The 26,248-nt window shown below is 70.2% G+C and carries 24 protein-coding genes; 18 read left to right on the plus strand and 6 right to left on the minus strand.

The genetic code is table 11. The annotated features are described in order from the left end of the window. Position 1: 1 nt before the first annotated feature. Positions 2–955, plus strand: a complete 954-nt coding sequence (locus MTR79_RS02305) for a hypothetical protein (protein ID WP_244788968.1) — start codon at positions 2–4, stop codon at positions 953–955. Positions 956–1,289: 334 nt separating this feature from the next. On the opposite strand, the gene MTR79_RS02310 is transcribed toward MTR79_RS02305, so the two are convergent. Together MTR79_RS02310 and MTR79_RS02315 are read right to left on the minus strand one after the other, a co-directional pair. Beyond that, positions 1,290–2,672 (minus strand): hypothetical protein, encoded by a 1,383-nt coding sequence (locus tag MTR79_RS02310; protein ID WP_244788970.1) that lies wholly within the window; start codon positions 2,670–2,672, stop codon positions 1,290–1,292. A 651-nt stretch (positions 2,673–3,323) separates the two neighbouring features. Beyond that, positions 3,324–3,761, minus strand: a complete 438-nt coding sequence (locus MTR79_RS02315; RefSeq protein WP_033272597.1) for a hypothetical protein — start codon at positions 3,759–3,761, stop codon at positions 3,324–3,326. A gap of 498 nt (positions 3,762–4,259) precedes the next feature. Here MTR79_RS02315 and hemL point away from each other — a divergent pair, with 498 nt between their 5' ends. From hemL to ccsB, 7 genes are all read left to right on the plus strand, one after another. Next, entirely contained in the window at positions 4,260–5,576 is a 1,317-nt protein-coding gene (gene hemL / locus MTR79_RS02320) for a glutamate-1-semialdehyde 2,1-aminomutase (protein ID WP_086705306.1), read from the plus strand. 41 nt (positions 5,577–5,617) lie between these two features. Next, complete coding sequence (locus tag MTR79_RS02325; protein WP_048459676.1) at positions 5,618–6,265, plus strand: histidine phosphatase family protein; 648 nt, start codon at positions 5,618–5,620, stop codon at positions 6,263–6,265. 155 nt (positions 6,266–6,420) lie between these two features. Then, complete coding sequence (locus MTR79_RS02330; protein ID WP_244793035.1) at positions 6,421–7,692, plus strand: hypothetical protein; 1,272 nt, start codon at positions 6,421–6,423, stop codon at positions 7,690–7,692. 77 nt (positions 7,693–7,769) lie between these two features. After that, the gene (locus MTR79_RS02335) at positions 7,770–8,429 is read left to right on the plus strand and encodes a TlpA disulfide reductase family protein (RefSeq protein WP_086705308.1); all 660 of its coding nucleotides are present in this window, start codon (positions 7,770–7,772) and stop codon (positions 8,427–8,429) included. A gap of 1 nt (position 8,430) precedes the next feature. Next, positions 8,431–9,204, plus strand: a complete 774-nt coding sequence (locus MTR79_RS02340; RefSeq protein WP_086705309.1) for a cytochrome c biogenesis protein CcdA — start codon at positions 8,431–8,433, stop codon at positions 9,202–9,204. A gap of 4 nt (positions 9,205–9,208) precedes the next feature. After that, on the plus strand, positions 9,209–11,005 hold the full coding sequence (locus tag MTR79_RS02345; protein WP_244788972.1) for a cytochrome c biogenesis protein ResB: 1,797 nt from the start codon (positions 9,209–9,211) through the stop codon (positions 11,003–11,005). Beyond that, positions 11,002–12,114, plus strand: a complete 1,113-nt coding sequence (gene ccsB / locus MTR79_RS02350; protein WP_048459589.1) for a c-type cytochrome biogenesis protein CcsB — start codon at positions 11,002–11,004, stop codon at positions 12,112–12,114. The genes MTR79_RS02345 and ccsB overlap by 4 nt, the downstream gene beginning before the upstream one ends. 67 nt (positions 12,115–12,181) lie before the next feature. Here ccsB and MTR79_RS02355 read toward each other — a convergent pair whose 3' ends face one another. From MTR79_RS02355 to MTR79_RS02365, 3 genes are all read right to left on the minus strand, one after another. Next, a complete protein-coding gene (locus MTR79_RS02355; protein WP_244788974.1) occupies positions 12,182–12,631 on the minus strand; it encodes a nucleoside deaminase in 450 nt (149 codons plus the stop codon). A 95-nt stretch (positions 12,632–12,726) separates the two neighbouring features. After that, positions 12,727–13,980 (minus strand): hypothetical protein, encoded by a 1,254-nt coding sequence (locus MTR79_RS02360; RefSeq protein WP_244788976.1) that lies wholly within the window; start codon positions 13,978–13,980, stop codon positions 12,727–12,729. A 91-nt stretch (positions 13,981–14,071) separates the two neighbouring features. Further along, entirely contained in the window at positions 14,072–14,404 is a 333-nt protein-coding gene (locus tag MTR79_RS02365) for a PLD nuclease N-terminal domain-containing protein (protein WP_048459591.1), read from the minus strand. A gap of 67 nt (positions 14,405–14,471) precedes the next feature. Between MTR79_RS02365 and MTR79_RS02370 the strand changes: the two genes are divergently transcribed. Next, on the plus strand, positions 14,472–15,929 hold the full coding sequence (locus MTR79_RS02370) for a menaquinone biosynthesis decarboxylase (protein WP_037640972.1): 1,458 nt from the start codon (positions 14,472–14,474) through the stop codon (positions 15,927–15,929). After that, positions 15,926–16,831 carry a menaquinone biosynthesis prenyltransferase MqnP gene (gene mqnP / locus MTR79_RS02375; RefSeq protein WP_244788978.1) on the plus strand — a complete coding sequence of 302 codons (906 nt, stop codon included), beginning with the start codon at positions 15,926–15,928 and terminating at the stop codon, positions 16,829–16,831. Before MTR79_RS02370 ends, mqnP begins: the two co-directional genes overlap by 4 nt. A gap of 12 nt (positions 16,832–16,843) precedes the next feature. On the opposite strand, the gene MTR79_RS02380 is transcribed toward mqnP, so the two are convergent. Then, positions 16,844–17,452 carry a rhomboid family intramembrane serine protease gene (locus tag MTR79_RS02380; RefSeq protein WP_086701595.1) on the minus strand — a complete coding sequence of 203 codons (609 nt, stop codon included), beginning with the start codon at positions 17,450–17,452 and terminating at the stop codon, positions 16,844–16,846. A gap of 92 nt (positions 17,453–17,544) precedes the next feature. On the opposite strand from MTR79_RS02380, the gene MTR79_RS02385 reads away from it, so the two are divergent. The 8 genes from MTR79_RS02385 (at position 17,545) to MTR79_RS02420 (ending at position 26,240) form a co-directional block, all read left to right on the plus strand. Next, a complete protein-coding gene (locus MTR79_RS02385; protein ID WP_244788980.1) occupies positions 17,545–18,231 on the plus strand; it encodes a UbiX family flavin prenyltransferase in 687 nt (228 codons plus the stop codon). A gap of 99 nt (positions 18,232–18,330) precedes the next feature. Next, complete coding sequence (locus MTR79_RS02390) at positions 18,331–18,789, plus strand: Lrp/AsnC family transcriptional regulator (RefSeq protein WP_086701598.1); 459 nt, start codon at positions 18,331–18,333, stop codon at positions 18,787–18,789. Between the two features lie 49 nt (positions 18,790–18,838). Then, positions 18,839–20,002 carry an aminofutalosine synthase MqnE gene (gene mqnE / locus MTR79_RS02395; protein ID WP_114874450.1) on the plus strand — a complete coding sequence of 388 codons (1,164 nt, stop codon included), beginning with the start codon at positions 18,839–18,841 and terminating at the stop codon, positions 20,000–20,002. 464 nt (positions 20,003–20,466) lie between these two features. After that, on the plus strand, positions 20,467–20,991 hold the full coding sequence (locus tag MTR79_RS02400; protein WP_102638849.1) for a GNAT family N-acetyltransferase: 525 nt from the start codon (positions 20,467–20,469) through the stop codon (positions 20,989–20,991). A gap of 108 nt (positions 20,992–21,099) precedes the next feature. Continuing rightward, a complete protein-coding gene (locus tag MTR79_RS02405; protein WP_189365571.1) occupies positions 21,100–21,417 on the plus strand; it encodes a DUF4229 domain-containing protein in 318 nt (105 codons plus the stop codon). Between the two features lie 308 nt (positions 21,418–21,725). Beyond that, positions 21,726–23,045, plus strand: coding sequence for a dicarboxylate/amino acid:cation symporter (locus MTR79_RS02410; RefSeq protein WP_189365518.1), 1,320 nt, complete (start codon positions 21,726–21,728; stop codon positions 23,043–23,045). A 166-nt stretch (positions 23,046–23,211) separates the two neighbouring features. Beyond that, entirely contained in the window at positions 23,212–24,918 is a 1,707-nt protein-coding gene (locus MTR79_RS02415) for an SPFH domain-containing protein (RefSeq protein ID WP_244788982.1), read from the plus strand. Further along, positions 24,915–26,240, plus strand: a complete 1,326-nt coding sequence (locus MTR79_RS02420; protein WP_086701608.1) for an SPFH domain-containing protein — start codon at positions 24,915–24,917, stop codon at positions 26,238–26,240. Before MTR79_RS02415 ends, MTR79_RS02420 begins: the two co-directional genes overlap by 4 nt. Positions 26,241–26,248 lie beyond the last annotated feature (8 nt).

The raw sequence follows: 26,248 nt of genomic DNA on the forward strand, positions 1-26,248 counted from the left end.
TGTGAACGAGATCTTCGATGACAGCACGCTGACGGAGATTGCCCACCTGATCTGCGGGGACGAGACGCCACTGCTTTACCGGAAGGGGTACGAGATAGCCGCCTTCTTCCAGCGTGCGGGCTGGGACGACGTTCCAGAGTACGACGGCACACCAAGATACAAGTGGGCTAGGGAACTCCTCAAGGAGCGTCAGGAGGACGGAACAGACGATGCTGAACGCGCAATCCTGCGTTTGGCGAATCGCCTTGAGTACTACAACCAGCAACAGGAGTACCGCGCCACGCTGAAGCGCCTCAACGAGATTCTCGTGCTTGACGGTCGCCGGATCGAGGAGGAAAGAGGCCAGCCGGTCCTCATCCCCTGCCAAGCCGGTTTTGAGCACGAGGAGCGGCAGCTACGGCGGGTCGAGCTGAAGGTCTCCATCAGCGAGGTGGTGAACGATCCGGAACTGGCTGCCACTGTGCAACTCCGGCTGGACGAGGCGCGCATCTGTTACGAGCACGGCGCCTATACGTCGGCGGTCATCATGCTCGGGAGCCTCCTGGAGGGAGTGCTCGCGCATGCCGCACAGACGCGCACTACAGGCGTACGCATGCCGAAGCCGATGCGGAACATGGGATTGAAAGACTTCCTGGATTTTGCGTACGAGAGTAAGTGGATCGAGCACGATGCCAAACTGGCCTCGGAGCTCATCCGGCAGTGCAGGAATCTCGTTCATCCCTTGGCGGAGAAACAGACCGGACACAGCCCGAATCGTGACACGCTCGACATGTGCTGGCCGGTGGTGAATGCCACGTTGAATGATCTCGCGGCGACGGTGCCCGTCGCTCCGCCTTCTACGGGTGCACCCACAGATCGAGGTCGTGGCCGCAACCTCAATACTTCAGCACAACGCCCAACGCCGGCAACCGTCGCTCGTCGCCGTCCGGACGATGGGACAAGGGCGGGCGCATGACCGAAGGTCCCCAACCCCAAGAGGGAGGACCCGCGGGTGGAATCGTCCGCGGCCGCGACGCGGACACAGCGGTATGGGCTGCCATATATGCGTCGCGGCTCGGTGACTTCACAATGAGCCGCGAACGCCGCGAACGTCTTGCAGCCCTGGGCGCAGATCCCGCTGTTGACGAGGGCTTCCATGCCCCATGATGCGTGGTCTCCGAGTCGATGAGGCCCGGTGGCCGGTGATATTGCTGTCGGGCCCCAGTCGCTCAACCTGCCGCAGGTATGGCGGTGGTGTTGGGCTGATCCGGGGCTCACGGCGACTTTTCAGGTCGGGGATTTTACCTGGCTCAGCCCGGGGGCAGTATGCGCAGTGCTACGACTGTGCCGTCGTCACCGAAGGAGACGGGACCCCACTCCGGGGCCGTGGTGTCGGTCGGGTAGGTGAGGCGCTTCCTGTACACCAGCTGCCTGTACGCCTCGACCTCGCTGTCCACCAGGAGCTGGTACAACTCTTGATCCATACCGGAGAACGCCTCCACCCGTATTCCTCCGAGTCGGAAAACCTGATCCGTTCCTACGAATCGCGTAGGGCCGATCTTGTGCCATGCGTCTCGGACGCTCGAAGAGCCGGCGAAGGTGCGCTGCTCGTAGTGCTTGCGTCCTTGTTCGTCGGTCAAGTACTGAGCTACCTCCTCGCTTGCGCCGGACAATGCGAGCTGACCGGCAGCCGCTGTTCGCGCCAGTAACTGACCGAACCAGCCGAGGTCTTTGCGCGGGATGAGGAACCCGTCCTGTACTCGTTCCTTGCGGCCGTCATGAGCGGGCACCGTGACGGCTCCGGCGTAGGGAGGGTTTCGCTTCGACAACGTCGCGTCTGCGCACCCACGCCCCGTGGGCGGCCTGGCGGGCAGCAGCCCGTTTCCCGGCGCCTGTAAGGCGTTGACCGTGATGCCCTCCTTTGCCAGCAGTTCCGTGGACATCAGGAGGCAGGGCGTGGTGTTCCACTCGGCGAGGTGGAACTGCTCGGCGCGCTCGGTGGCCCTCGCGAGTTGTTTGAACGCGGAGCGATCAGACTTGCTGGTGCGCTTAGTGGCGACTTGATGATTGCCGTTGACGGTCACGACGAAGATCCGAGAGGCCTCTCCGGGCTGCCAGGCTTCGATGAAGAAGTCGGGACGTGGTCGAGCGCCCAAGGTCGGGCGTGGACCGGAACGCGCGAATCCCGCCAGCAGTACGACCTCGGCGTCCAGGACCGAGATCAGGCGGTCCGGGAAACGGTTCCGCACAGTTCGTTCCGCGACGGCCAGCCCCAGCGCTCTGCCCAGTTCCCGCGCCTGCATACCTCTATAGGAGAGTTCCGGGATCTGCCCCTCCTCGGTGAGCGCGAGGTAGCCACTGGCTCCAGCGGCAAGTGCCTGGCAGTACTTCAGAGCCTGCCAGTGTTCGGCCAGGCCCCGCCCCCGTCCTTGGCGAGCCAGGGTGGTGGCACGAGCGAAGACACCGAGCAAGTCCCACGGCGTGATCACGAGGTCTTGGCGCTCGGTGCCTTGGAGCGGAGCAATATTAGGTTTGCGAGCGCATGACTCATGTTCCCCGCGCTTGCTCTTGCGCTCCCGGTCGATGGCAGATGCTGCCTTGTCTACCCCTGTGACGAGAGTGGCAGCGGAGTGGACGTGGACCGGCAGCTGTCGGTTGAGGCGGTCGAGTACCTCTTGCGTCGGTGCAGACATGGTTCGGAACGGTACGAACATGGTCGTGGGCGCACACAAGTGCGCATTGGCTGCCATGCACCCGATCCAGCCAGCCACGAACGGGCGTGCCTGATGATCAGGCGATGGCTGAGAGGGAGGGACGTGTGCGTGCCCGATCCGCCAGACCCGGGCACCCTGCGTCGCCCCACCGTCTGGACGATGGCACGTCGGCTTTGTCTTCGGCGTCGGCATGGCCGTCTTCACCCACCGCACCCACGGCCCCGGAGCTGTCGCAGCCATCCTCGCATTCCGTGCACCGCCACCCCGAGCTCAGGGCCACATCACGCACCACGGTTACGCTCCGCCTCATGTGGCCTGACGCTTCCGCCCGACCAGAGCGCGTCAGGTCTTGAGGCGGCTGACTGCGACCCGCTGGCCTTTGAGTAAGGGCAGATTGCGGACGTGGAAGGCATGGGCGCCCGTGACGTTGCTCATCTCGTCCAGGATGTGCGGCATGGCGGCGAGATCGCCCCGAGGCTGTCCGCGCGGTCGTGATCAGCGCAGACGTGATCGGCGCAGATGTGCTCGCGGCTGCGGGGCCGAGACGGTGGTTGCCTCGTGGGCCGGAGTGCTGGGTGTCTCATCGGGCCGAGACCCGAAGACCCCGCCAAACCTCTACATAACCTCGGCTCACGGCCACACCAGGCAGTACGCCTGATGCCCCGCGTCGTGCAGCCGGTGCGAGAAGTCCTGCCACTCGTGCAGCAGTTGGTAGACGTTGAACGCGTCGCGCGGGCCGCCGCGGTCCGGGACCGTCGACCAGATGAAGGCCGCCGCGCCGACCGCTTCCTCGCCTATGTCCCTCAGCGGGTCCACCACCGTCATGGGCAGCTTCACGACCGCGTAGTCCGGGTGCAGGACGACCAGCTCGAGCGGCGGCACCTTGTGCAGGGGGACGCCCTCGATGCCCGTGAGCACCATCGCGGCCATGGTCTCCGGCTTGATCTTGGTGAACATGCCGCCCATGCCCAGCTCGTCCCCGCCGAGCTCCTCGGGGCGCATGGAGATCGGGACGCGGGCCGCGGTGGCGCCGTCCGGCGCGCCGAAGTACTTGTACGTCACCCCCACCCGACCACCATTCCTGCTCCCCGCCCCGCTCAGTGGGCCGATCCGCTCCGGCTCGTCGTGCGCACGACGCGTCTGATCCGCTTCCTCCGCTTCGCGTCGGTGCCTTCCCCGCCGGGCACGTCGAGGACCCAGGTCGTCGGTCCCCTCGCCCAGTCCGCCACCGCGATGCATATCTCCACCCGACTGCTTTTCTAGGACGCGTGGCCCCCGCCGCGCAACCCGATCATCGTGACAGTGACCTCCCCCACGGCCGCCCGCCGAAACGTGCGGTGAACCATCCGTCCGCGAGATTGTCGCGGGGCCCGGCCGCCCGTGCCGTGCGAGCTGTGTGCACCAGGGGTCAGTTTCGCAGATCACGGCGGGTCCGGGGCCCGGATCGGCAGGTCGTCGGGGTGCGGACGCCGCCGCGGGCCCCTGGCCTACCCTGAAACGAGTCACAGCAGCCGCAGCCCGGCGAGATACCCGGGACGTCGGAAAAGGTCGGAGAAGTCGCAGGTCATGAGCGAACTGCCATATTCGTACGAAGCCCCAGCCTCGCAGGCGCTGTTCGATCGTGCCGCGGCCGTCACGCCCGGTGGTGTGAACTCACCGGTGCGTGCCTTCCGCGCCGTCGGCGGCACGCCCCGGTTCATGGTCTCCGGCTCCGGGCCGTACCTGACCGACTCCGACGGGCGGGAGTACGTCGACCTGGTGTGCTCATGGGGTCCGATGATCCTCGGGCACGCACACCCCGAGGTGATCGCCGCCGTCCAGGAGGCCGTCGCGCGCGGCACCTCCTTCGGCACGCCCGGTGAGGGCGAGGTCGCGCTCGCCGAGGAGATGGTCGCCCGGATCGAGCCGCTGGAGCAGGTACGGCTGGTGTCCAGCGGCACCGAGGCCACCATGTCGGCGATCCGTCTCGCCCGCGGCTTCACGCAGCGCAGCAAGGTGATCAAGTTCGCCGGCTGCTACCACGGCCACGTGGACGCGCTGCTCGCCTCCGCCGGCTCCGGAGTGGCGACGTTCGCGCTGCCGGACACCCCCGGTGTGACGGGCGCGCAGGCCGGCGACACCATCGTGCTGCCGTACAACGACCTGGACGCCGTGCACGCCGCGTTCGCCGCGCACCCGGGCGAGATCGCCTGCGTGATCACGGAGGCGTCCCCGGGCAACATGGGCGTCGTCCCGCCGCTGCCCGGCTTCAACCAGGGCCTCAAGGACGCCTGCGCCGCGAACGGCGCGCTGTACATCTCCGACGAGGTCATGACCGGCTTCCGTACCAGCCGCGCCGGCTGGTACGGCGTCGACGGCGTGCGCCCCGACCTGATGACCTTCGGCAAGGTGATGGGCGGCGGCTTCCCGGCCGCCGCGTTCGGCGGGCGCGCCGACGTCATGGCGCACCTCGCCCCGGCCGGCCCCGTCTACCAGGCGGGCACCCTTTCCGGTAACCCGGTCGCCACGGCCGCCGGGCTCGCCCAGCTGCGGCTGCTCGACGACGCCGCGTACGAGAAGGTGGACGCGGTCTCCGCGCGGATCCGGTCGCTCGTCACCGAGGCGCTGACCAAGGAGGGCGTCGCGCACACCCTGCAGAACGCCTCCAACATGTTCTCCGTGTTCTTCACGGAGAACCCGGTCCGCGACTACGAGGACGCCAAGAAGCAGGAGTCGTTCCGCTTCACCGCGTTCTTCCACTCGCTGCTGGCGAACGGCGTCTACCTGCCGCCGTCGTCCTTCGAGTCCTGGTTCGTGTCCACGGCCCACGACGAGCGGGCCGTCCAGCGCATCGCCGACGCCCTCCCGGCGGCGGCCCGAGCAGCGGCGGAGGCCACCGCGTGAGCTCCGAGAAGAAGCCCGAGGACGTCACCGTCGTCCATCTGATGCGGCACGGCGAGGTCGAGAACCCGGACGGCGTCCTCTACGGCCGCCTCCCCGGCTACCACCTCTCCGAGCTGGGCCGCCGTATGGCCGACCGGGTCGCCGAGCACCTCGCGTCGCGCGACATCGTGCACGTCGGCGCCTCCCCGCTGGAGCGGGCGCAGGAGACCGCCGAGCCCATCGCCAAGGCGCACGGCCTGGACATCGCCGCCGACCGGCGGCTGATCGAGGCGGAGAACGTCTTCCAGGGCAAGACCTTCGGCATCGGCGACGGCGCGCTGCGCCGCCCGGCCAACTGGAAGCACGTCGTCAACCCGTTCAAGCCGTCCTGGGGCGAGCCGTACATCGACCAGGTGGTGCGCATGACGGGCGCGCTGGAGGCGGCGAAGGACGCGGCGCGCGGCCACGAGGCGGTGCTGGTCAGCCACCAGCTGCCGATCTGGATCGTGCGGTCCTACGTGGAGAAGCGCAGGCTGTGGCACGACCCGCGCCGCCGCCAGTGCACCCTGGCGTCGCTGACCACGTTCACCTACCGCGGCGACAAGATCGTCTCCGTGGGCTACAGCGAGCCCGCCCTCGACCTGGTGCCCGCGCATCTGCGGGCGGGAGCCAAGCCGGCGAAGGGCGCCGGCAAGGCCTACGGCGCGTGACACCCGTGTGAGGGCGGTGCGCCGCCCTCACGGGGTTTCGTTGCGAAACCTCCGCATCCGACGGGAACCTCCCCCTTCGTCAAGTCCTCTGAATGGGTGACCACTCAGGGACATGACGAAAGGGGGTCGCCATGCGCGCTCTCTCCCGCAGGGGAATGCTCGGGCTCGGCGCGGGGGCCGCTGCCGCCGTCTCCTTGGCCGGCTGCGGCGGCCACAAGGGCTCCGACGGACCGACCCCCGCCGGCGGTTCCCGCCCGGGGTCCGGCGACCGCTCCGCCTCGCCGAAGCCGACCCCGACGGTCCGGCCGATCGGCGACGGCTCCACCTCCTTCACCGGGAAGCAGCCCCACCAGCCGGAGCGGCCCGTCCCGCTGGAGCCGGGTCAGAAGCCCCCGCAGTTCGTGGTGTTCTCCTGGGACGGCGCCGGCGAGGTCGGCAACGGGCTCTTCCCGCGCTTCCTCGACCTGGCCAAGGAGCACGGCGCCTCCATGACCTTCTTCCTCTCAGGGCTGTATCTGCTCCCCGAGTCGAAGAAGCGGCTCTACGACCCGCCGAACAACCCGCGCGGCGCCTCCGACATCGGCTACCTCACCGACGCGCACATCAAGGACACGCTGAAGAACCTGCGCCGCGCGTGGCTCGAGGGTCACGAGATCGGCACCCACTTCAACGGGCACTTCTGCGCCGGCTCCGGCAGCGTCGGCACCTGGACGCCGAAGCAGTGGCGCGACGAGATCGAACAGGCCATGTCGTTCGTGAAGGAGTGGCGCACCAACTCCGGGTGGACCGACGTGGAGTCCCTGCCGTTCGACTACGACAAGGAACTGGTCGGCGGCCGCACGCCCTGTCTGCTGGGGCAGGACCAGCTGCTGCCCACCGCCCGTGAGCTGGGCTGGCGCTACGACGCCTCCTCACCCGGCGGACGCCAGGTCTGGCCCTCCAAGAAAAAGGGCATATGGGACCTTCCGCTCCAGCAGATACCTTTCCCCGGACACTCCTTCGAGGTCCTCTCGATGGACTACAACATGCTCGCCAACCAGTCGCTCAACTCCACCAACGCCCCGGCCCACAACTACCCGGGCTGGCGGAAGCAGTCGACACAGGCGTACATATCCGGCTTTCAGCGGGCGTACGAGACCAACCGGGCGCCCTTCTTCGTCGGCAACCACTTCGAGCAGTGGAACGGCGGCATCTACATGGACGCCGTCGAGAAGGCCCTGAAGCACATCGCACGGGCGAAGGAGAAGGGCGACGACGTGAGGATCGTCTCCTTCCGGCAGTTCTGCGACTGGCTCGACGTGCAGAAGCCCGAGATGCTCGACCGGCTGCGCACCCTGGACGTCGGCCAGGAACCCTCCGGCGGCTGGCAGGCGTTCACCCGTGACCTCGCGGGCAGCGCGTCCACGGGGGCCGCCGACCCCGCCTGAGATGCGGGTTTCCGCCCGAGGCGGGGTGCGCAGGGGGGTGCGCAAGATCCCCGGAACGGGCATGCGAAACTTTTCACATGAGTGCCGCAAGCCGCGCCCCCCAGCGCTCGAACCGAGCCGCGCAGAGCTCGTACCGCGCCGCCCGTGCCGCGCGCGCCCGCCGCCGTGCCGCCCTGGCCGCCGGTGCCGCCGCGGCCGCACTGCTCCTCACCGCCTGCGGTGACGGGGGCACCTCCGGCGGTGGCGGCGACACCGGCTTCGTCACCGGCACCGACGGCATCTCCACCGTCCCCGAGGGTGAGCGCGTCGCCGCGCCCGACCTGTCCGGGGAGACCCTCGAGGGCGAGCAGCTCGACGTGGACGACTACCAGGGCAAGGTCGTCGTCCTCAACGTCTGGGGCTCCTGGTGCAACCCGTGCCGCGCGGAGGCCAAGTACTTCGCCAAGGTGTCGAAGGAGTACGAGGGCAAGGACGTCCAGTTCGTCGGCATCAACACCCGCGACGGCAGCACCACCGCCGCGCTCGCCTTCGAGAAGGACTTCGGCATCACCTACCCGAGCCTGTACGACCCCACGGGCAAGCTGATGCTCCGCTTCGAGAAGGGCACGCTCAACCCGCAGGCCATCCCCTCCACCCTGGTGCTGGACCGGGAGGGCCGCGTCGCCGCCCGCTCGCTGACCGCCCTCGACGAGGAACGGCTGCGGAAGATGCTCGAACCGGTCGTAGCGGAGAAGTGACGTGACGGCCCTGCACACGCTCGCCGCGGAGACGGGCTACAACGGCACGGTGCTCAACGGCGCCCTGCTGGTGGCCCTGCCCATCGCCGTGCTCGGCGGGCTCGTCTCCTTCTTCTCGCCCTGCGTCCTGCCGCTCGTCCCCGGCTACCTCTCCTACGTCACCGGCGTCTCCGGCACCGACCTCGCCGAGGCCCGGCGCGGCCGCATGGTCGCCGGCGCCTCCCTGTTCGTCCTCGGCTTCACCGTCGTGTTCGTCTCGGGCGGCGCCTTCTTCGGCTACTTCGGGCAGACCCTCCAGGAGCAGTCGGGCGTCCTGTCCAAGATCCTCGGCGTCTTCATGATCCTCATGGGCGTCTTCTTCATGGGCCTGATGCCCTGGCTCACCCAGCGGGAGTTCCGCTTCCACAAGCGCCCCGCCACCGGTCTGGTCGGCGCGCCCGTGCTCGGCGCCCTCTTCGGCATCGGCTGGACCCCCTGCATCGGGCCCACCCTCGCCTCCGTGCTCACCCTGTCCGCGCAGCAGGAGAGCGCCGGACGGGGCGCGGTGCTGACCGTCGCGTACTGTCTCGGACTGGGCGTGCCCTTCGTGCTCGCCGCCGTGGCCTTCCGCAAGGCGCTCGGAGCCTTCGGCTGGGTCAAGCGGCACTACGTCTGGGTGATGCGCGTCGGCGGCACGATGATGATCGTGACCGGCGTGCTGCTGCTGACCGGCGCGTGGGACGCCCTCGTGACGGAGATGCAGACCTGGTCCAACGGCTTCACGGTGGGGATCTGACCCGATGAGCGACACCACGACGGACACCTCCACGCAGACCGGTGACGACCAGGAACTCGGCGCCGCCGGCTCCCAGCTGTCCACCGCCCCCGTGGAGGACAGCCCTTCGCCCGACCTGCCCTCCCTCGGCGTGATCGGCTGGGCCCGCTGGTTCTGGCGGCAGCTCACCTCCATGCGGGTGGCGCTGCTGCTCCTGCTGCTGCTGTCGCTCGCCGCGATCCCCGGCTCGCTCATCCCGCAGACCGGCATCAACGAGGCGCAGGTCGCCGACTTCCGCGAACGGCACGACGTCCTCGCGCCGGTCTACGACAAGCTCGGCCTCTTCAACGTCTACAGCTCGGTGTGGTTCTCCGCGATCTACATCCTGCTGTTCGTCTCCCTCATCGGCTGCATCGTGCCCCGCACCTGGCAGTTCGTCGGCCAGCTGCGCGGCCGCCCGCCGGGCGCGCCCCGCCGGCTGACCCGGCTGCCCGCGCACACCACCTGGCGCACCTCGGCCGACCCCGAGGAGGTCCGCGAGGCCGCCCTCGCGCTGCTGAGGAAGCGCCGCTTCCGCGCGCACGCCGTCGGGGACGCCGTCGCCGCCGAGAAGGGCTATCTGCGCGAGCTCGGCAACCTGGCGTTCCACCTCGCGCTGATCGTCATGCTGATCGCGTTCGCCTGGGGCCAGCTGTTCAAGTCCGAGGGCAACAAGATCGTCGTCGAGGGCGACGGCTTCTCCAACACGCTCACCCAGTACGACGACTTCAAGTCCGGCAACCTCTTCACCAACGACGACCTGGAGCCGTTCAGCTTCGACGTCAAGGAGTTCACCGGCACGTACGAGCGCACCGGCCCCAACCGCGGCACCCCGCGCACGTACGAGACCGAGGTCACGTACACCGAGGGCGCGGACGGCGAGGAGAAGAACGCCCTCATCAAGGTGAACAAGCCGCTGGAGATCGGCGACGCCAAGGTCTACCTCGTCAGCCACGGCTACGCGCCCGTGGTGACCGTCCGCGACGGCAAGGGCGAGATCGTCTACCAGGACGCCGTGCCGCTGCTGCCGCTCGACAACAACGTCACCTCCAACGGCGTCGTCAAGGTCCTCGACGGCTACCGCAACCCGCAGGGCAAGAAGGAACAGCTCGGCTTCCAGGCCTTCTTCGTGCCGACTTTCGGCGGGTCCGCGAGCGGCACGATGCTCTCCCAGTTCCCGGCGCTGGACTACCCGGTGCTCGCGCTCAACGCCTACCACGGCGACCTGAAGGCCGACTCCGGCATTCCGCAGAGCGTGTACCAGATGGACAAGACGAAGATGAAGGAGTTCAAGGACGCCGACGGGGAGCTGCTGAAGAAGCTGCTCACCCCCGGCGAGACCATGACGCTCCCCGGCGGCGCCGGCTCGATCACCTTCGAGAAGGACATCAAGGAGTGGGCCGGCTTCCAGGTCGTCCAGGAGCCGGGCGGCGGCTGGGCGCTCGGCGGCGCCCTCGCGGCGATCGGCGGCCTGGCCGCCTCCCTGTTCGTCCAGCGGCGCCGCGTGTGGGTGCGCGCGGTGCGCGGCGACGACGGCGTGACCGTCGTCGAGATGGCGGGCCTCGGTCGCAGCGAGTCCGCGAAGGTGCCCGAGGAACTCGGCGACCTCGCCGGGACCCTCTACGAGCGGGCGCCGGGCGTGCCGGACCCCGAACCGGACGGCACCCCGGAGCCGGACGGCGCACCCCCCGAAGACCCCGGAGCGCCAGGGGCGTCCGGAACCACCACGTCCACCGACACCGACTCTCAAGCCGTGCCTGCCGAAGGGGCTGAGCAGCAGTGACTCTCGCCGCCGCGACCAACGAGAACCTCGCGGAGATCAGCAATGTGCTGATCTACTCCGCGATGGCGGTCTACACCCTCGCTTTCTTCGCGTACATCGCCGAGTGGCTCTTCGGCAGCCGCAGCAAGGTCGCCCGCACGGCGGCCGCGCTCACCCCGAAGGCGACCGCGGCGGGCACGGCGCCGGCCGTGACCGTGAAGCAGGGCGGCGGCACCGCCGTCCTGGAGCGGCCCAAGGTCACCGTCCGCGCCGCGTCCGGCTCGCGTGACGTGCCCGACGGGCCGGGCGCCCACGGCGGCGACGAGCAGGGCGACCTCTACGGGCGTATCGCCATCTCCCTCACCGTGCTCGCGTTCGCGCTGGCCTTCGGCGGGGTGCTCACCCGCGCGCTGTCCGTGGAGCGGGCGCCGTGGGGCAACATGTACGAGTTCAACATCACCTTCTCCACGACCGCGGTGGGCGTGTACCTCCTGCTGCTGGCGCTGAAGAAGAACGTGCGCTGGCTCGGCCTGTTCCTCACCACGTCGGTCCTCCTCGACCTCGGTCTCGCCGTCACCGTTCTGTACACCGCCAGCGACCAGCTGGTCCCCGCCCTGCACTCGTACTGGCTGTACATCCACGTCTCCACGGCGATCCTGTGCGGCGCGGTGTTCTACGTCGGCGCGTTCACGACGGTCATGTACCTCTTCAAGGACTCGTACGAGAACAAGCTGGCAGGCGGCGGCAAGCCGGGCAGCTTCGCCACGTCGTTCCTGGAGCGGCTGCCCGCGGCGGCCTCGCTGGACAAGTTCGCCTACCGCGTCAACGCGGCGGTGTTCCCGCTGTGGACGTTCACGATCATCGCGGGCGCCATCTGGGCCGGCGACGCGTGGGGCCGCTACTGGGGCTGGGACCCCAAGGAGACCTGGTCCTTCATCACCTGGGTCGCCTACGCCGGCTACCTGCACGCCCGCGCCACCGCCGGCTGGAAGGGCCGCAAGGCCGCCTACCTGGCCCTGCTCGCCTTCGCCTGCTGGCTGTTCAACTACTACGGCGTCAACATCTTCGTCAACGGCAAGCACTCCTACGCCGACGTCGGCCTCGGCGTGCTCCAGGCGGCCGGTTTCTGACCGTCCCCGCCCCGCACCGTACGGAGGCCGCCCCGGACGACAGTCCCCGGGGCGGCCTCCGCCGCGTTCACTCCCCGATGTCCTCGCCCCACAGCTCGGGGTTCCGGGCGACGAACTCCCGCACCATCGCCACGCACTCCGGGTCGTCGAGCACCACGACCTCCACGCCGTGCTCCGCCAGCCAGTCGTGCCCGCCGTGGAAGGTGACGGACTCCCCGACCACCACCCGCGAGATCCCGAACTGCCGCACCAGCCCCGAGCAGTACCAGCAGGGCGAGAGCGTGGTCACCATCGTCGTCCCCCGGTACGACCGCTGCCGCCCCGCCGCCCGGAAGGCCGCCGTCTCCGCGTGCGTGGAGGGATCCCCGTCCTGCACCCGCCGGTTCCGCCCCCGCCCCAGCAGCGCCCCGTCCGCCCCGTACAACGCGGCCCCGACCGGGACGCCCCCTTCCACCAGCCCGGCCCGCGCTTCTTCCAGCGCGGTGGCCAGCCAGGCGCGGTCGAACTGTCTCTCCACGGTGTCCGGACCCTTCGTTCGGCTGACGGCGTTTTCACCATGGTGCAGAAGCGCGGCGGCTCGGCCACCCCGAACCGGGCGGTGCGTGAGCCCGTTCACCCGGTGGGCGCCGGGCTCGTCCGCACGATGTGCCACAGCCTCTCCTGGTAGGCGTCGGGCCGGGACGCGAAATCCACCCGTGCGGACAGCGCCAGCGGATCGGCGTCCCCGCCCCGGAGCAGATCGATCGAGGTCTGAAGGAACCGCAGCCACCGTCCCGAGCGTTCGGCCTCCGCCACCATCTCCCGCAGCCGGCGGACGGCCGCCCGCGCGTCCGCGCGTCCGTCGCGGTCCGTGCCGAACAGGAGCCGCAGGTCGGCGGCGGGCAGGGCGGTGCGCAGATGCCGGTCGAGTTCGGGGATGAGCCGCCCGGCCTCCTCCACCGCGCTCCGCGCCTCGGGACCGGCCTGCACCAGCACGCGCAGCGCGGTCAGCAGCCGCTCCGCGTCCGGTCCGGTCAGGCCGGCGTCCAGCCGCACCCAGGTGTCCTCGGCGACGTCGGCGGCCCGGCGCCGGGCCGCCGACCACACCTTCTCCGCCGTGCGCCGCCCGAGTCCCGTCGTGTCCGCGAGACCCCACGCCCCGGCGTCCAGCACGTCCCGCACCGTACGGATGCCGTGCCGTTGCAGCTCCGCCACCGGCAGGAGCGGGACGGACGCCCACCGCAGCCTGCCGACCGGCACCGCGGCCAGTTCCTCCCGTACGCGCGCGTCGTGCAGCGGCTGCCACGCGTCCCGTACCGCCCGCACGGCACGCTCGTGCTCACGGACCACCCCGTGGGCCGCCTCGCGGAGACGCTCCGCCCGCCGGACGGTGAGCGGGGCCCACCCGGTCAGTCCGGCGAGCCTGATCAGGGTCCGGACGCCGCCGCAGACGAGGCCGGCGAACGTGACCAGCACCCCGGAGACCGTCAGCGCGTCGGAGACCGCCACCGCCCGGTCGGCGGCCGTCTCCACGTCCGGGTCGTACAGCTCGCCCTTGAGATCGCCCTGGGCCACCACGTGGCCGATGTCCCAGCCCGGGGAGCCCCACTCGAACTCGGAGGTGTCCTTCAGCAGCGGAGGCCGGTCGGGATCGCACCGGTACGGCCCCGTGCGCTGCCCCGCGCCGTACGGGTCGGTCCAGCGGACCGCGCAGGTGCCGTCCGGCTCCTCCTCCAGAACGGTGAGCTCCACCTGCTCCAGCTCCGGGTGGTCCGGGCCGGTCTCCCAGACCACGAACCCGAGGACGACCAACAGCAGCCCCGCTGCCGTCACCCACCGGAAGACCGGCCCGTGCCGCATCGCCGCCCCCTGCCCGCCGTCCACCACGTCGTGGCTCAGTGTGGCGGGGTGCGTACGGCAGGGTCAGCGGCCGGAACCGGCAGTCGCCGCGCCCGGATGTTTCCGGGGCCCGGCAGGGTCAGTCGGTCCTGGGGTCCTCGTCCGCGTCGCGGTCCTTCTCCCGCTTCTTGTCCTCGTCGAGCGACTTCAGGAAGTCCGGGTTGTCGTCCGGGGCGACCCACTGCTGCCGGCCGCCGCCCCGGCCCCAGGCGGAGCCGCCCGCGCCGGCGGGCTGCCGCTTCTTGCCTGCGATGAGCCAGGAGATCGAGCCGACCAGCGGGAACAGCAGGACGAGGATCGCCCACAGCGGCTTGGGCATGTGCCGGATGTCCTCGTCCTTCGTGCTGATGCAGTCGATGAACGCGTAGACGCTCAGGGCCAGTGGCACGAGGAACATGAGCACCCGAAGCATGGGGCCTCTCCAGCGAAAGAGGTGGGCGGTACGAGCCCAGCGTAGCCGCTCGGGGATACTGGACCCCATGGCTTACGACGATCTTCGCTCCCTGCTCAGGGCGCTGGAGCGCGAGGGTGACCTCAAGCGCATCAAGGCCGAGGTCGACCCGCATCTGGAGGTCGGTGAGATCGTCGACCGGGTGAACAAGGCCGGCGGTCCCGCCCTGCTCTTCGAGAACGTGCGCGGCTCCTCGATGCCCCTCGCCATGAACGTCTACGGCACCGACCGCCGACTGCTGAAGGCGCTCGGCCTGAAGTCGTACGCGGAGATCGGGGAGAAGATCGCCGGGCTGCTCAAGCCCGAGCTGCCGCACGGCTTCGTCGGGGTGCGCGAGGCGTTCGGGAAGCTCGGCGCGATGACGCACGTGCCGCCGAAGAAGGTGAAGTCGTCCGACGCGCCCGTGCACGAGGTCGTCCTCACCGGCGACGACGTGGACCTGGAGCAGCTGCCCGCGCTGTTCACCTGGCCCAAGGACGGCGGCTCCTTCTTCAACCTGGGACTCACCCACACCAAGGACCCGGAGAGCGGTGTCCGCAACCTCGGTCTGTACCGCCTCCAGCGCCACGACAAGCGCACCATCGGCATGCACTGGCAGATCCACAAGGACAGCCGCAACCACTACCAGGTGGCCGCGCGCCGCGGAGAGCGGCTGCCGGTCGCCATCGCCTTCGGCTGCCCGCCGGCCGTGACGTACGCCTCCACCGCGCCGCTGCCCGGCGACATCGACGAGTACCTGTTCGCCGGGTTCCTCCAGGGGAAGCGGATCGAGATGGTCGACTGCAAGACCGTCCCGCTCCAGGTGCCCGCGCAGGCGGAGGTCGTCATCGAGGGCTGGCTGGAGCCCGGCGAGATGCTGCCCGAGGGGCCCTTCGGCGATCACACCGGCTTCTACACCCCGCAGGAACCGTTCCCCGCGCTGACGATCGACTGCGTGACCATGCGGAAGCGTCCGCTGCTCCAGTCGATCGTGGTCGGCCGCCCGCCGACGGAGGACGGCCCGCTGGGCCGCGCCACGGAACGGTTCTTCCTGCCGCTGCTGAAGATCATCGTCCCGGACATCGTGGACTACCACCTGCCCGAGGCCGGCGGCTTCCACAACTGCGCGATCGTCTCGATCGACAAGAAGTACCCGAAGCACGCGCAGAAGGTGATGCACGCCATCTGGGGCGCGCACATGATGTCGCTGACCAAGCTGATCGTGGTCGTCGACTCCGACTGCGACGTGCACGACCTGCACGAGGTCGCCTGGCGGGCGCTCGGCAACACCGACTACTCCCGTGACCTCACCGTCGTCGAGGGCCCGGTCGACCATCTCGACCACGCGTCGTACCAGCAGTTCTGGGGTGGCAAGGCGGGCATCGACGCGACGAAGAAGTGGCCCGAGGAGGGGTACACGCGCGACGGCGGCTGGCCCGACATGGTCGAGTCCGACCCGGAGACCGCCGCGAAGGTCGACCGCCGCTGGAAGGAGTACGGACTGTGACGTCGGCCTCCGCCGCCCTCCCGCAGCAGCCGGGACGCACCAAGGCCTTCCTGCGCCTGGTGATGATCGAGCACTCGGTGTTCGCGCTGCCCTTCGCCTACATCGCCGCGCTCACGGCGATGTACGAGTGGGACGCGAACATCCACTGGGGGCGGCTGTTCCTCGTCACCCTCGCCATGGTCGGCCTGCGCACCTTCGCGATGGCCGCCAACCGCATCATCGACCGCGAGATCGACGCCCGTAACCCGCGCACCGCGCACCGTGAGCTGGTCACCGGGGCGATGTCGGTCAAGCACGCCTGGACCGGCGCGCTGATCGCCCTCGCCGTGTTCCTCGGCGCCGCCGCCCTGCTCAACCCGCTGTGCCTGGCGCTCGCGCCCGTCGCCGTGATCCCGATGGTGGTGTATCCGTACGGCAAGCGGTTCACCAACTTCCCGCAGGCCATCCTCGGTCTCGCGCAGGCGATGGGCCCGGTCGGCGGCTGGCTGGCGATCACCGGGTCGTGGTCCTGGGAGGCGGTCGTCCTCGGCCTCGCGGTCGGCATCTGGATCGGCGGCTTCGACCTGATCTACGCCTGCCAGGACGTGGAGACCGACCGGGAGATCGGCGTGAAGTCCGCCCCGGCCCGCTTCGGCATCCCCGCGGCGATCTGGGGCGCCCGCGCCTGCCACACCGTGACGACGGCGCTGTTCGTCTGGTACGCGGTGCTCACCGACGCCGGCGCCTTCTTCTGGCTGGGCCTGCTGATCGTCGCCGCCGCGTTCGTCTACGAGCACACCATCGTCCGCCCGCACGACCTGACCCGCCTCAACCGCGCGTTCTTCAGCGTCAACGGCTTCATCGGCATCGCGCTGTTCCTCTGCGCGCTGCTCGATCTGCTGGTGCGCGGACTGACCGTCTGACCGGTGGCGGGGTCAGAGGACCGGCTCGCGGTGTTCCGCCGGGCGGCGGCGGCGGAGGAGGAAGGCCGCTGCCACGCCCGCGGCCAGGCCGATCAGATGGCCCTGCCAGCTGACGCCGGACTGGGTGGGCGCGAGCCCCGCGAGGATCGAGCCGCCCCAGACCGCGGCCACCAGGACGCCGGCCACGATGCCCAGTGGGCGCCGGTCGACGAAGCCGCTGACCAGCAGATAGCCGAACAGGCCGAAGATCAGGCCGGAGGCGCCAGCGGTGTTGGTTCCCGCCGGGGACAGGAGCCATACGCCCAGGCCGTCCGCGACGACGATCAGCGCGCACACCGCGAGGAACCGGCGTATCCCGCCGAGCGCGGCGAGGAAGCCCAGCACCAGCAGCGGCACGCTGTTCGCCGCCACATGGGAGAAGCCGAAGTGCACGAAGGCGGACGGGACCACGTCCACCAGCTCGGACGGGGTGCGCGGCACGACGCCGTAGCCGTCCAGCGCGTGCCCGGTGGCGACGTCGACGACCTCGAGCACCCACAGGAGCGCCACCCAGCCGGCCATCAGCACGGCGGCGGCCCGCACCCGCTCGCCGTGTGACCACGCCGGACGCGTGTCCGTCATCCTCCACCCCCCGTCGCCGGGCCGTTGTGAAGGAGAACGCCCGGAGACCCTGGCCCGGTTCCCGTCCTGCGACTTTGGATAGGCTCGGTCCCGTGAACCCAGCCAAGCCAGGAGAGACGCGGCGATCGCCTTGGATCGTAGGGGTCTCGGGCGCCTCCGGCACCCCCTACGCCGCCGCCGTGCTGCGCGCGCTGCTCGCGGCGGGGGAGAGCGTGGACCTCGTCGTCAGCCGGGCCTCGCGGCTCACCCTGCTGGACGAGACCGAGATCGCCTTCCGTGACGCCCATTGGCGCGACGACCTGCGGGAATGGCTGTCCCGGGGGGCGGACGGCAAGCCGGACACCTTCTCCGTCGACCTCGACGGCGTGCGGTACTGGGCCGCCGGCGACCTCGCGGCCGGACCGTCCTCGGGGTCGTACCCGAGCAAGGGCATGCTGATCGTGCCCGCCTCAACGGCGAGTGTCGCCGGGGTGGCGCTCGGGCTGTCCAAGGACCTGCTGCAGCGGGCGGCGAGCGTGACCCTCAAGGAGGGCCGCCCGCTGGTCGTGGCCGTACGGGAGACCCCGCTGAACGGCCAGACGCTGCGGCACCTGGTGACGCTGGACGACGCGGGCGCGACCGTACTGCCCGCCTCACCGGCCTTCTACGCGGGCGCGACGCACATCCAGGACCTCGTGGACTTCGTCGCCGGACGCGTACTCGACGCGGCGGGCGTCCCCCACGCCCTGTACCGCCGCTGGAAGGGCGAACTCGGCGGAGGAACCCGCGCGGACGACTGACCCACCCGACCGCGGCCGGCGCGCCCGCCGGCCGCGACGGCACCACACGGCACCACCTCTCGGCAACTTCGTACCTCTTCAGTGGAAGGCATCGATTCGATGGACGCGGTGGACAGGCAGCTCATCCAGGCCCTGCGGGAGAACGGCCGGGCCTCCTACGCGGAGCTGGGGCGCCTCGTCGGTCTGTCGGGACCGAGCGTCACCGACCGCATCAACCGTCTGGAGGCGGCCGGCGTCATCACCGGCTACCGCGCCACGGTGGACGCCCCCTCGCTCGGCCTGGGCGTCACCGCCCTCATCGGCATCTCCCTCTCCGACGCCGCCGACCACGAGGACGTGGCGCAGCGGCTGAAGGACCTCCAGGAGATCGAGGACTGCTGGTTCATCGCCGGCGACGACTCGTTCATGCTCAAGGTGCGCGCCACCGACGTGGACGGCCTGGAGAGCATCATCCGCCGGCTGTCCGGCACCAAGGGCGTCTCCCGCACCCGCACCACGATCGTGCTCTCCACCAAGTGGGAGAACCGCGTCGGTGAGCTGCCCGAAGAGGCCGGCTGACCGGGGCGTACGGTGGGACGGGTCTGTCTTCTGGGAAAGAGGTAACGGCATGGACGTCGGGCTCAAGCGCGAGCTGGAGGAGAAGGTCCGCTCCGGTGAGCGGCTGACCCGCGAGGACGGCATCGCGCTCTACGAGTCGGACGACCTGGCGTGGCTGGGCGGCCTCGCCCACGAGGTGCGCACCCGGCTCAACGGCGACGTCGTGCACTTCAACGTCAACCGCCACCTCAACATGACCAACGTGTGCACCGCGTCGTGCGCGTACTGCTCCTTCCAGCGCAAGCCGGGGGAGAAGGACGCGTACACGATGCGCATCGAGGAGGCGGTGAAGCTCGCCGAGGAGATGCGCTCGGAGAACCTCACCGAGCTGCACATCGTCAACGGCCTGCACCCGAACCTGCCGTGGCGCTACTACCCGCGGTCGCTGCGCGAGCTGAAGGCGGCGCTGCCGGAGGTGTCGCTGAAGGCGTTCACCGCCACGGAGATCCACCACTTCGAGACGATCTCGGGGCTGAGCGCGAGCGAGATCCTCGACGAACTCATCGACGCGGGTCTTGAGTCCCTCACCGGCGGCGGCGCGGAGATCTTCGACTGGGAGGTCCGGCAGCACATCGTGGACCACCGCACCCACTGGGAGGACTGGTCGCGGATCCACCGCCTGGCGCACGAGAAGGGCCTCAAGACGCCCTGCACGATGCTCTACGGCCACATCGAGGAGCCGCGCCACCGCGTCGACCACGTCCTGCGCCTGCGGGAACTCCAGGACGAGACCGGCGGCTTCCAGGTCTTCATCCCGCTGCGGTACCAGCACGACTTCGTCGACATGAAGGACGGCAAGGTCCGCAACCGGCTCCAGGCGCGGACGCAGATGGCGACGGGCGCGGAGGCGCTGAAGACGTTCGCCGTGTCGCGGCTTCTCTTCGACAACGTGCCGCACGTCAAGGTGTTCTGGGTGATGCACGGTGTGCAGACGGCGCAACTGGCGCTGCAGCACGGGGCGGACGACATGGACGGGTCGGTGGTCGAGTACAAGATCACGCACGACGCGGACAACTTCGGCACGCCGAACAAGCTGACGCGGGAGGATCTGCTGGATCTGATCCGCGACGCGGGGTTCCGGCCGGTGGAGCGGAACACGCGGTACGAGGTCCTCCGCGAGTACGAGGGTCCGGATCCGGCGCGCAGGGAGTCGCCGCAGCCGATGCGGGTCTGACTCCCGTCGGGGGCGTACGGTCATCGCCCTCCGCGGCAGGGCGGGAGCTTGGCGCGCAGTTCCCCGCGCCCGTTCTGGGGCGAGGCACGATGCCGTCTGCGGCAGGGTGGGGGCCGGTCGCGCAGTTCCCCGCGCCCCTGGGATTCGTCCGCGGGACGGCGGGGGTTTGGCGCGCAGTTCCCCGCGCCCCTGGGGGGTGCTGCGGTGAACGCGCCCCGAAGGGGCGCGGGGAACTGCGCGAGCAACCCGCGACTACCCGCACGGGAAATCCAGGGGCGCGGGGAACGGCGTGAAGAGCCCACGACGACCCGCACCCGGGTCTCAGGGGCGCGGGGAACTGCGCGACCGGCCGTCTGCCGGGCCGCCCTCGGCAGCGGACCGCCCTCGGCAGCGGACCGCACCCCCCGCGGCGGGCGGCCGAAATTCTGCTGCACCTCCGCAGAGGTAAGGGCTAGCATCCCCCCATGCCCCTTACCTTCACCGCCGACCCCGCCATCACCCCCACCCTCCGCGACGGCATCCTCGACGTCTGGACCGACGTCACCAACGCCGGCGGAGCCGTCGGTTTCGTCGCGCCCGTGACGCCGGAGGACATCCGCCCCGCCCTGCTGCGGCAGTTCACGGACATGGCGGAGGGCCGGTCCCGTCTGGTCGTGGGGCACGACGAGGACGGCCGCGTCGCGGCCACCGCGTTCCTGACGCGGAACACCCACCGCCTGATGACCCACTGGATCTGGCTCTACACGGTGATGGTCCACCCCCGCCACCAGGGCAAGGGCTACGGCCGTGACCTGCTCGCCGAGGCCGAGAGGGCCGCCCGCGCGATGGACGGCGTGGAGGCCATCCGCCTCGGCTGCCGCGGCGGTCTCGGCCTGGAGCGCTTCTACGCCTCCTGCGGCTACAAGGAGGTCGGCCGCGTCCCGGACGCGATCCGCGTGGCTCCCGGCGACGACCGCGACGACGTGATCATGCTGCTGACGCTCACCTGAGGCCCGTACGCGCCGTACCCCGCTGAAAGATCGCCCGCCGCTCGTGCTTCACTGGACGTCGTCCCCCAAGGGGATGTTTCTGACCGTACGCACGGAAGAGTGGATGAGATGCTCCGCTACACGCTGATGCGCCTCGGGATCTTCGCGGGCTGCCTCGTTGTCGTCTGGGCCCTCGTCCACTCCGGTCTCGCGCCGCGCGGTCTCGGCGACTCCAACGGCCTGTGGATCGTGCTGCTCGCGCTGCTGATCTCCGCGCCGATCAGCTTCGTCGTGCTGCGCAAGGAGCGGGACCGGGCCTCGGAGGGCATCGTGCGCCGCGTGGAGCGCGCCAAGGCCAACCTCGAGGCCAACCGCACACAGGAGGACGTGGCCGACGACACCGCCCGCGCGCAGGGCCAGACCTCGGGTCAGGCGCAGACCTCGTAACGTCCGCCACACCCGCGCACCGCACGTCGGCGCCCCGGCCCCCTCTCACCAGGGGACCGGGGCGCTTTGCGTTCTATAAGTGTGTTTGCCGTCACGCCTTCCAAAGTAAGGCTTTGAGGATCCCAAAGCTCAGGTGTTACGGTCATCGGGTGAAGTCAGCAGCCGTGTTCCCCACGCCCCGGAGTGTTCCGCTCGTGGCGCGCCTGCACGTGGATCTCTGCCGGGTCACCGCCGCGAACTGTCAGCCCTGACACCGCGCCCACCCGAGCCTTCCCGTCACATCCCTCACGCGTCCCCCTCACCGGAGCATGTCCGTGTCCACGAACACGCAGTTGAAGCGGTCTGTCCGCGTGCCCTTCTGGGCCCAGATACTCATCGGTCTCGCCCTCGGCGTCCTGCTCGGCTGGATCGCCCGCAGCCAGGACCTGTCCTGGCTGGTCACCACCCTGGAGAAGGTCGGCGGCACCTTCGTCGGCCTGCTGAAACTGGCCGTCGCCCCGCTGGTCTTCTTCGCGATCCTCGTCTCCATCACCAACCTCAGGAAGGTCAACAACGCGGCCCGGCTGGCCTCGCGGACCCTTCTGTGGTTCATGATCACCTCGCTGATCGCGGTGGCGATCGGCCTGGCCATCGGCCTGGTCACCAACCCCGGCGCGGGCACGGGCCTCAGCCCGGCCGACGGCGAGGCCCCGGAGAAGACCGGCTCCTGGATCGACTTCCTCACCGGCATCGTGCCGACCGACGTGATCACGCCGTTCACCGAGCTGAACGTGCTGCAGATCGTCTTCATGGCCGCCGTCGCCGGCATCGCCGCCCTCCAGCTCGGTGAGAAGGCCCAGCCGATCCTCACCCTCAGCGAGTCCGTCCTCGAACTGCTGCAGAAGGCCCTGTGGTGGGTCATCCGCCTGGCTCCGATCGGCACCGTCGGCCTCATCGGCAACGCCATCGCCACCTACGGCTGGAACCTGATCGGCAAGTACGCCACGTTCACCGTCGACATCTACGTCGGCTGCCTGATCGTCCTCTTCGGCGTCTACCCGGCCCTGCTGGCGACGGTCGCCAAGGTCGGCCCGGTGCAGTTCTTCAAGGGCGCCTGGCCCGCGATCCAGCTGGCCTTCGTCTCCCGCTCCTCCGTCGGCACCATGCCGCTGACCCAGAAGGTCACCGAGCGCCTGGGCGTGCCCAAGGAGTACGCGAGCTTCGCCGTGCCGTTCGGCGCGACCACGAAGATGGACGGCTGCGCCGCGATCTACCCGGCCATCGCCGCGATCTTCGTCGCGCAGATCTTCGACGTCCCGCTCGGCGTCGGCGACTACCTGCTGATCGCGTTCGTCTCGGTGGTGGGCTCCGCCGCCACGGCCGGCCTCACCGGCGCCACGGTCATGCTGACCCTCACCCTCTCCACCCTGGGCCTCCCGATGGAGGGCGTGGGCCTGCTCCTGGCCATCGACCCGATCCTCGACATGATCCGCACCGCGACGAACGTCGCCGGCCAGGCGCTGATCCCGGTCATCGTGGCGTCGCGGGAGAAGATCCTCGACCGTGAGAAGTACGACGCGGTCCACGCCTCCCCGGTCGACGAGACCCCCGAGCCGAAGGACGCCCGCCCGGTCCCCGCGACGGTCTGACGGCCTTCGCGACCGCGCTCAGGGGCGCATCCCGGCAACGAGACACGGGTGACCGTTGCTGGGGTGCGCCCCTTACGCATGTTTGCCTCCGCGGTGTGTGATCACTGGACCACACGATTCCCCGCGGCCAAGTGCGGGGAGGGCACCACAGGCGAAGGGGGACCCCGTGGCACGTACGCGGGCGCAAAGCCTACGCAACGTCGCACAGTCGGTCGCGGGCGGCGCGGATCCGCGCGCCGCGGCCCGGGACGAGCTGCTCCGGCGCACCGGAGGCGGCGGCGCGCAGCCGTCGGACGGCGAGGACGAGCGGTTCGAGACGGGCGAGGGCATGGATCCGGCCGACTTCCCGGCCGCCCGGGAGCAGGACGGCAGCTCCGTCGACACCGTGATGCGGCAGAAGTCCGTGTCGCTGGACGAGGCCGGCGAGGCGCTGAGCCGCAGCGAGCAGCTGCGGGAGGACGGCGAGGCCCTGCACGCCATCTACCCGATGGTGATGCCCAAGGGCCGCTCCCTGCTGTCCATGCTGCCGGTGCTGTCGCTGCCGGCGATCGGGCTGATCGGCACGTCGATCACGTCGGCGGCCGGCGGCTGGAGCGTGACCTCGCCGCTGTTCGGGCTGCACTACTGGCTGATCGCGGTGGCCGCGGTCGCGTTCGTATGGTGGCGGCAGGGCCTCGTCATGGTGCCGGACGGCTGCCAGGCGATGATCACCCGGTTCGGCAAGCTGGAGAAGGTCGTCGGGCCCGGCCGGGTCACCCTGCTCAGCCCGTGGAAGCGGGTGTCGTACATCGTCAACACCACGCGCGAGTACCCGTTCAACGCGCCGGTGCGGGAAGCCCCCACCAAGGGCGGCGTGAAGGCGTCCATCGACCTCTTCATCCAGTTCCGGATCAGCGACCCGGTGGAGTTCGTCTACACCCTCGGAGCGGTGCGCGGCTTCGAGGAGAAGCTCGGCAACGCGGTCAGCGAGACCATCCGCAGCCTGATCTACGAGCAGGAGGCGGCCGGCATCTACGACATGGTCGGCGAGGACAGCGGCCGGCTCCTTGAGCAGCTGAACCAGCAGTTCCGCCCCGCCGTGGAGCTGACCAACGCCAACATCACGCACGCCGAGCCCGCAGACCGCCGCTACCGGATGGACCTGGCGGCGCCCGAGATGGTCCGCATGGCGAAGGAGGCGTACACCCACGAGTACGCGCTCCAGCTGCGCAAGGAGCAGGACGAGGGCGACCTCAACCGCGAGCTGGCCTCCAGCCAGGAGACGTTGTCCGCGATCCAGGCGGACATCGCCCAGTACCAGGCCCAGATGGACACCGCCGTGGAGCGCGAGACCAACCGCGCCGAGGCGCTGGCCCGTCAGCGCTACGTGCAGGCCGAGTCGGAGGCCAAGGCCAACGCGGCCCTGCTGGAGGCGCAGGCCCTCGACATCCGCGCGGTGACCGCCGCGGAGGCGCCCGAGATCCTGCAGTACCGCTACCAGCAGCAGGTGCTCGACACCCTGGAGCAGGTCGCCGACCACCTGCCGCGCCTGGTGCGCATCGGCGGCGGCGACGGCGACGCGGCCGCCGGCATCGACTTCCTCGAGCTGGCCCGCGAGCTGGTCGGCGAGCGCGGCGCGGAGCTGTTCGACGACGCCGAGATGGCCGCCGTACGGGAGCGGCTGGCGGAGGTGTCCGCGCGGATCGCCGGCCGTCAGGAGGAGATCACCGCGCTGCTGGAGGCCGAGCGGCCGACCGTCGTGCCGCAGATGCCCGACGAGCCCGCCGAGGGCGCCACGAACGAGGCGCCCGACGGCGCCGCAGCGGGCGACGAGCCCGGGCCCGCTGGGTCCCGGTCCACCGGGTCCGTGTCCGCCGAGGAGGTCCAGCCGTGAGTTCCGTCCGCAGTCACCGTCGTTCGGTCATCTCCGAGGCCGTCGCGCCCTGGGGCGACATCGCCCGCCTGCTGCGCGGCGGCGAGGCCGGCACCCTGCTTCCGGTCATCATCCCCAAGCACCGCCGCCGCCTGTGGTGGATGCTGCCGCTCTGGGCCGGCGGGTACGCCCTGCTCTCGGGCGTGATGCTCACCCTGAAGGAGTCAGGCTCCGACGGGCTCGGCGGCATGGCCGCCGGGGCCCTGGCCACCCTCTCCTACGTCGTCGGCGTGCTGCTGCTGGTGATCGGCGGGCTGTGGTGGTGGCGCTCCTCGATCGTCGAGATCGAGCAGGGCACCCACGGCGTGCTCACCCGGTACGGCGCCGTCGTGCGCACCCTGGACGCGGGCCGGCACTACCTGTGGCACCCGTGGTCGCGGGTCGACTTCGTCGTCGACACGGCCACCGAGATCCCGTACTCGGCGCCCGTCATGGCCTGCCCCACGCAGGAGAACGTGCCGCTGCGCTCCATCGAGTTCTTCCTGAAGTTCCGCATCACCGACGCGGTGCTCTTCGTCCGCACCATCGGCGCGGGCAACTTCGACCTGGTGCTGTCCAGCGCCGTGCAGGACGCGATCCGGCAGCGGGCCCGCAGGGTGCGCACCGAGCGCGCCTACGACCTGCGCGGCTCGGACGTCGCCGACATGCAGGACCTGCTCAACCGTCAGCTGGACCGCTACGGCGTGCGCATCACCGGCTGCAACATCCCGGACGTGCAGCTCCCGGCGCAGTACCAGCAGCACCTGGCCACCCGTGAACAGGTCGCCAAGGAGCGCACCGCCTACGAGCAGGAGTGGGGCCTGATCCGCAAGCGCCGCATCGACAGCCTGGGCATGGACATCGAGCGGGCGAAGAAGATCCGCGACGCCCGGATCGTCGAGGTGCGGGCCGCGCTGAACCGGGCCCGTGAGGAGGTCGCCCAGCTGCTGGAGCGGCAGGAGACCGAGGCCCAGCGGGTGCGCTTCGAGATCGAGACGCGCGGCCGCAGCGGTCTGATCGCCGCCGAGAACGAGGCCCGCGCCCAGCAGGCCCTCGCCAAGGCGTACCGGGACAACCGGGCGGTGCTCCAGTACGAGCTGGCGCGCAGGCGGCTGGAGGTGGGCTCCCGGCTGGCCGGGAAGGCGCCGCGTCCGGTGGTGGTGCGCACCGACGGCGGCACCGACACCTCGGCGCTGTCCACGCTGTTCACCGCGCAGCTGCTGCCCCGGCTCACCTCCGGCGACCGGGCGCCGAACGGGAGCGCGTTCCTGTCGGCCGAGGACGGCGGCCACGACCAGCGGTAGCGGCTGAC

The organism is Streptomyces sp. BJ20 (genome assembly GCF_022869105.1).
Taxonomy (GTDB): Bacteria; Actinomycetota; Actinomycetes; order Streptomycetales; family Streptomycetaceae; genus Streptomyces; species Streptomyces griseoincarnatus.

Excerpts from the sequence above, each read along its gene's own strand:
- MTR79_RS02310 (WP_244788970.1), bottom strand. The coding sequence starts at position 2,672 with ATGTCTGCACCGACGCAAGAGGTACTCGACCGCCTCAACCGACAGCTG.
- hemL (WP_086705306.1), top strand. The coding sequence starts at position 4,260 with ATGAGCGAACTGCCATATTCGTACGAAGCCCCAGCCTCGCAGGCGCTG.
- MTR79_RS02325 (WP_048459676.1), top strand. The coding sequence starts at position 5,618 with ATGCGGCACGGCGAGGTCGAGAACCCGGACGGCGTCCTCTACGGCCGC.
- MTR79_RS02330 (WP_244793035.1), top strand. The coding sequence starts at position 6,421 with ATGCTCGGGCTCGGCGCGGGGGCCGCTGCCGCCGTCTCCTTGGCCGGC.
- MTR79_RS02335 (WP_086705308.1), top strand. The coding sequence starts at position 7,770 with ATGAGTGCCGCAAGCCGCGCCCCCCAGCGCTCGAACCGAGCCGCGCAG.
- MTR79_RS02345 (WP_244788972.1), top strand. The coding sequence starts at position 9,209 with ATGAGCGACACCACGACGGACACCTCCACGCAGACCGGTGACGACCAG.
- MTR79_RS02365 (WP_048459591.1), bottom strand. The coding sequence starts at position 14,404 with ATGCTTCGGGTGCTCATGTTCCTCGTGCCACTGGCCCTGAGCGTCTAC.
- MTR79_RS02370 (WP_037640972.1), top strand. The coding sequence starts at position 14,472 with ATGGCTTACGACGATCTTCGCTCCCTGCTCAGGGCGCTGGAGCGCGAG.
- MTR79_RS02380 (WP_086701595.1), bottom strand. The coding sequence starts at position 17,452 with ATGACGGACACGCGTCCGGCGTGGTCACACGGCGAGCGGGTGCGGGCC.
- MTR79_RS02390 (WP_086701598.1), top strand. The coding sequence starts at position 18,331 with ATGGACGCGGTGGACAGGCAGCTCATCCAGGCCCTGCGGGAGAACGGC.
- mqnE (WP_114874450.1), top strand. The coding sequence starts at position 18,839 with ATGGACGTCGGGCTCAAGCGCGAGCTGGAGGAGAAGGTCCGCTCCGGT.
- MTR79_RS02400 (WP_102638849.1), top strand. The coding sequence starts at position 20,467 with ATGCCCCTTACCTTCACCGCCGACCCCGCCATCACCCCCACCCTCCGC.
- MTR79_RS02405 (WP_189365571.1), top strand. The coding sequence starts at position 21,100 with ATGCTCCGCTACACGCTGATGCGCCTCGGGATCTTCGCGGGCTGCCTC.
- MTR79_RS02410 (WP_189365518.1), top strand. The coding sequence starts at position 21,726 with ATGTCCGTGTCCACGAACACGCAGTTGAAGCGGTCTGTCCGCGTGCCC.